This window comes from Daejeonella sp., from assembly GCF_049655485.1.
GTDB lineage: Bacteria > Bacteroidota > Bacteroidia > Sphingobacteriales > Sphingobacteriaceae > Daejeonella.
In genome coordinates this window covers 1-5153 of record NZ_JBASJU010000199.1, presented here as the reverse complement: position 1 = coordinate 5153, position 5153 = coordinate 1, and the positions used below count along the sequence as shown (strand labels likewise).

Sequence of the window (5153 nt, the reverse complement as noted above, 5' to 3'; positions counted from 1 at the left end):
TTCCCCGTATAATAATTTATTGTATACATTGGAAGCAACAACCGGAGCCTGGGTACTTTGATTAGCGATCGACTCCAGTGTCTGTTTCTTCAAACGGTCGAAATCAGCCTGGTCGAAACGCGGGTGCATCATGCGTTCCTCAAGCAGAGCCAGAGTCCCGTCAAGGTTTTTTGCCAGTGACTGCACCTGGATATTCATACGATCAGCACCACTGTAGAATGTAATGGATGATCCTAATTTTTGGAGCTGGCTGCTGATCTCTTCTGCCGAATACTTCTCGGAAGCTTCGTTAAGCATGGCTGCAGTAAGAGATGATATTCCTGCTTTACCAGGATCCTTGGCTTCAAGTTTATGTCCGCCTCTAACTGACATCAAAAGGGTCGCCGTAGGTACTTCATCGTTTTTCGCGCCGATGATCCGTACCCCATTGCTTGTTTTGGCGGTCCAATATGCCGGTACCTTAACCACAGGGTTTGCACCTGCTGCAGGACGTTGTGAACGGTCAAAATTATCTTTTGCTTTCTCGTACTTAAGTCCGCTATACTGATCTTTTGGAGCCATATAACCACTTGCATCCACCGTATAATTATCGGCACTTGCTATCATTTCTGGTTTTCCTTTCGGCACCACACTTAATATAACCGCATGCTTGCCTTTAATGTACTTATTGTACACCCGCATCACATCTTCCTTGGTTACCGCATTATGTCTCTTCAGTTCGATTGGCAGATAGTTTGGGTTGCCAGTGAATGTCTGATAAGCCGCCAAAGCCGACGTTTTACCTGCTACACTCGACAAGCTATTGATTTCACTGGTCTCATATGATACTTTGAATCGCGTAAGCGCATCATCAGATACACCAGTTTTCTCAAATTCCACAAGCGCTTCCCTAACCAGCTTTTCCATTTCAGCAAGAGTCTGAGTTGGGAAAGGCAATACCGTGATTGAGAATTCACCGCCTAACTCCGAAGTAGGGTTCGATGCACTTGCCTGTACAGCTTTCTGTGTTTTTACCAGATTTTTGTAAAGAATTGAATTTTTTCCTTGTCCGATAATTTCCGCAAGAAGGTCCATTGCCACTTCATCTTGTGAATATCGTGGTGCTGAAGGAAAAGTCATTTGCAGCATTGGGAAACGGACGTTGTCCTCGTAAGAGATGTAACGATCTTTGTTAAGAACCGGCATAGGCAATTTCATATTCTGCACTTCCGGCCCTCTTGGAATAGACCCAAAATACTTCTCAGCAAGTTTTACCACCTGTGCAGGAGTTACATCACCCCCAACCGTTAGGGTTGCGTTATTAGGACCGTACCAGCGCAGGAAGAAATTCTTCAAATCATCTAAACTACCCCGGTTTAAATCTTCCAGGTAGCCGATTGTCGTCCATGAGTAAGGATGGCCATAAGGGTACAAAGCTGCCGAAGCTTTCTCATATACCAGACCGTAAGGGCGGTTGTCATAATTCTGACCTCTTTCATTTTTGACAGTCGAACGCTGGATCTCAAATTTCTTCTGCGTTACCGCATCCAGAAGGAATCCCATCCGGTCGGCCTCAAGCCACAAAGCTGTTTCGAGCTGGTTGCTTGGCATAGTTTGGTAATAATTCGTCCGGTCGCGGTTTGTACTTCCATTTAAAGTTCCTCCCGCTTCAGAGATGATTTTAAAGTGCGCCTCGTCGGCCACATTATCCGACCCCTGGAACATCATGTGCTCAAAAAAGTGGGCAAAACCTGATTTCCCTACTTCTTCCCGAGCCGAACCTACATGGTAGGTTACGTCCACGTGAACAATTGGATCGGAATGATCTTCATGAACAACGACAGTTAAACCATTGGGCAGTACATATTTTTCGTAGGGAATAAGCAGCTCACTCCCTTTGCGGGTAACTTTTTCAACCAGTTTTGTCTGACCAGATGGTTTGATGGTTTGTGCTTGCAGCTGGATACCCAGGAATGCAAGCAGCAACATGCAGAGTCTTAATTTTTTTATCATATTGATTTTATAATTGGATCAGGCAAATTAATCCTTTGGGTTCAAATTTCCTAGTGAGCATCGTACCCGGTATTAGTATTATTACCCGTTTCACTTCGAATTAACACCTATTTCGTTTGAAACGTGCTTTCTGGCATTTTAAATGTCACACGATTCGCATGACTACACTTCGATCATTGATAGCAAGGAAAGAACGGTTGAGATTGATGTTAGATTTGTTGAATGAACTGGCCAGCGGTTCTCCTAACGACCAGTCCCAATTAAAGATTGATCTGGTGGAGGAGTTGGAGCGGCTCAGGGGGGAAATGGCAGAGATTGAAAGTAATATTGACGCGGAGCGGAGGTTGTAGAATTTTAAGCGGTTTTTACAAGTCATTTATATTGAAACAATTGCTTGGGGTTATTCGACTCAATAGGTATATGGATGCTCATGAAACGTCTACTTCATTAGCTCAGTTATTTTTCCCTTGCTTTAAACTTGCTGTTTATTGGGACTTGGATCATAGTATTTTATAAGCATAATGATCACGAGGCTCGAAAGAAGTAATATGATACATTTTTACCAGCCGACATTTCTTCAAATTATTACAGCATCGTATTTATAGTACTGACGATTTTAAGCATTATAGGTTTCGCTCAGTCCAATCCCTGGATGAATAAAATCTTACTTATAACGCAGGTATGTTTGTTAGCATCATTAGTGTTTGGACTGTTGTAAAAATACCTGCAGCTCATATAAAATGCAACAGCATTATTCGGGCTGATACAGACTGATCTGACCTCCAATTTCATTAACCTCAGGATCCTCATCAAAAATTGGGAGGTCGCTTTCATAATCGAGTTTCAACCAAATGCCCTCTGTATCCTTTTGAATGCGGACGTATTCTTTGCCTTCTTTGAAAATGGTAAAGGAGTTATCTTCTTCCGGGAATACGGAATAAGTTGTTGATCCTATAAAAATGTCGAATGGTTCTTCCATATGCAAAGATAACTGTTTTCTGATCTCTTCTCCCGCACCCCTTCAAACAAAACATTATCCGGCAAAACAACGGTTTGCATTTTGGCATCCTTGAACATGAATATGGAGAATGCACTTTTATTAATTTTTTATATACTTGTAAACTAGAGCTTGTCATCGCCGCGGCCAGCAATACAGTAGAGTTAACGAATAAATGAGGCCTCTCACTAGAGTTTGCACAGGTTAATAAACAGATAATAACATATTTAATAGCTCAATTTGCTGTTTTATTTATAAAGAATTAAATGGTAAAGGACCAAATCAATAAATTAACTAAATAATAATATTCTAAACGAACTTCCATGTATAAAATACTTCTTTGTGGGGTCTTCTTTTTACTTGCAATTGCCGGCTTTACCACCTTATCATTTTCAAGTAATAATAAATACCATTATAAAGCTGACCTAAAGCTTCCATCCGGTTTTTCTGCTATAATTGTTGCCGACTCTCTCGGGCGTGTAAGGCATTTGGAGGTCAACAAACAGGGTGATATTTATGTGAAATTAAGTGCATTGAAAGACGGAAAAGGAATTTACTTCCTGAATGATATAAACCATGATGGCATAATTGATAAGAAGACGACTTTTGGAGATTATGCCGGCACTGGTATCAAAATCAAAAACCAATATCTCTATTCAACTTCTAATTCTGGTGTATTCAGGTATAAATTGAACGATAAAGGGGAGGTGATTGCTCCTGATAAACCTGAAATAATTGTTCAGGGACTGGTGGATAAAAAACGGGATAATTCCAAATCAATCGCTATAGACGATGAAAATAATCTATATGTAACCATTGGTTCTTATTCTGATGCGTGTAGGGAGACTAATTCCGAAAAGGGAATTCCCGGTTGCCCACTTTTAGATTCGGTAGGCGGAATATGGAAGTTTAAAGCTGATAAACTTAATCAAAGCTATGGGGATGCGGTTCATTTTGCGAGAGGGTTGAAAAATGCTGTTGGAATTGACTGGAACAGCAGTACAAAATCCCTATTTGCAACTCATCATGGTCGTACTATTGATGATAAGTTTCCTCAGTATTATACCGCTAAACAAAGCGCAGAATTGCCCGCCGAAACACTATATGAATTGCGTCAGGGAGCAGATGCAGGATGGCCATTTGTCTACTATGACCATATTCAGAAGAAAAAAATACTGGCTCCTGAATATGGCGGAGATGGAAAAATAACGGGTGACAAGAAATTCATCGATCCGGTTGTTGCTTTTCCGGCACATCTTGGGCCAAATGATTTATTGTTTTATACAGGCAGTATGTTTCCGAAAAGATATAAGAATGGAGCATTCATCGTTTTCCATGCTAAATCCGCTGAACTGAAAAAAGGATATATGGTGGCTTTCGTACCATTCGTGAATGGGGTGCCTTCGGGGGACTGGGAAATTTTTGCAGATAATTTTGCAGGTGTGGATCTGGATAAACCAGCCGGTCCTCTTAAGTATCGTCCTATGGGATTAGCTCAGGGACCTGACGGTTCTTTATACGTATCGGATGATTTGAAGGGTGCTATCTTCAGGATTACATATTCAGACAAAACCAGTAAATGATGCTTTTAGGAGTTTGATTATAAATTCACCGTTCTATATTTTCCGTTCGCAATAGTTACTCATAATTAATGAATGAGTCGAAAAGTGGAACCAAACTTTGTCGGTTTTGTAATCGGAAACCCTCTCCGGTTAAACTCACTATTTCACATCTGCAAAGCAGCCGATTCAGAAGCAAACACGACATCGAACCGGTAGGATTAACGAAGCGGCAAGACTTAGCAAATTAGACCAAAATAAAAACGGGAAAGTTGACTGTTTAAAGTCACTTTCCCGTGCAGTACTCAGGACGATACAAATTTCCAAACATTTTATCGATGATTTAGAAGTTTTGTTGCGTCTAATTGCTTAAAACCAAGGTTTCAAATATGGCAGCGGGAAGAATATCCAAACCTATTAGCAATTGTCTTCAAGGGTCGTTAATGCAAAGACCACCTGGAGATTTTCGTCTTTTTCGTATTCGGTAGCCATCTGCTTCCCGCTACCGGTATGAATTGATGTGTTCATTCACTCTTATCGTTATAGTTTGAAGGTCAATTGGTTTTGTTTTCTTATTTCTCAGCGGGGATGTCTCCATGCGCAGG

Annotated in this window: 4 protein-coding genes; 2 read left to right on the top strand and 2 right to left on the bottom strand. The window is 41.0% G+C overall.

What is annotated here, in order from left to right; translation table 11 throughout:
* A partial coding sequence (locus WBJ10_RS08625) for a M16 family metallopeptidase (protein WP_424289321.1) occupies positions 1-1992 on the bottom strand: 1992 nt, incomplete at its 3' end.
* A 158-nt stretch (positions 1993-2150) separates the two neighbouring features.
* Here WBJ10_RS08625 and WBJ10_RS08620 point away from each other — a divergent pair.
* Positions 2151-2342, top strand: coding sequence for a hypothetical protein (locus WBJ10_RS08620; RefSeq protein ID WP_424289319.1), 192 nt, complete (start codon positions 2151-2153; stop codon positions 2340-2342).
* Positions 2343-2743: 401 nt separating this feature from the next.
* Here WBJ10_RS08620 and WBJ10_RS08615 read toward each other — a convergent pair whose 3' ends face one another.
* A complete protein-coding gene (locus WBJ10_RS08615) occupies positions 2744-2971 on the bottom strand; it encodes a hypothetical protein (RefSeq protein WP_424289317.1) in 228 nt (75 codons plus the stop codon).
* Positions 2972-3312: 341 nt separating this feature from the next.
* Here WBJ10_RS08615 and WBJ10_RS08610 point away from each other — a divergent pair, with 341 nt between their 5' ends.
* Entirely contained in the window at positions 3313-4572 is a 1260-nt protein-coding gene (locus WBJ10_RS08610) for a PQQ-dependent sugar dehydrogenase (RefSeq protein WP_424289315.1), read from the top strand.
* The last annotated feature ends 581 nt before the right edge of the window (positions 4573-5153 follow it).

What these genes read in the sequence shown, in the direction of transcription:
- WBJ10_RS08615 (WP_424289317.1), bottom strand. Translation starts at nt 2,971, where the DNA reads ATGGAAGAACCATTCGACATTTTTATAGGATCAACAACTTATTCCGTA.
- WBJ10_RS08620 (WP_424289319.1), top strand. Translation starts at nt 2,151, where the DNA reads ATGACTACACTTCGATCATTGATAGCAAGGAAAGAACGGTTGAGATTG.
- WBJ10_RS08610 (WP_424289315.1), top strand. Translation starts at nt 3,313, where the DNA reads ATGTATAAAATACTTCTTTGTGGGGTCTTCTTTTTACTTGCAATTGCC.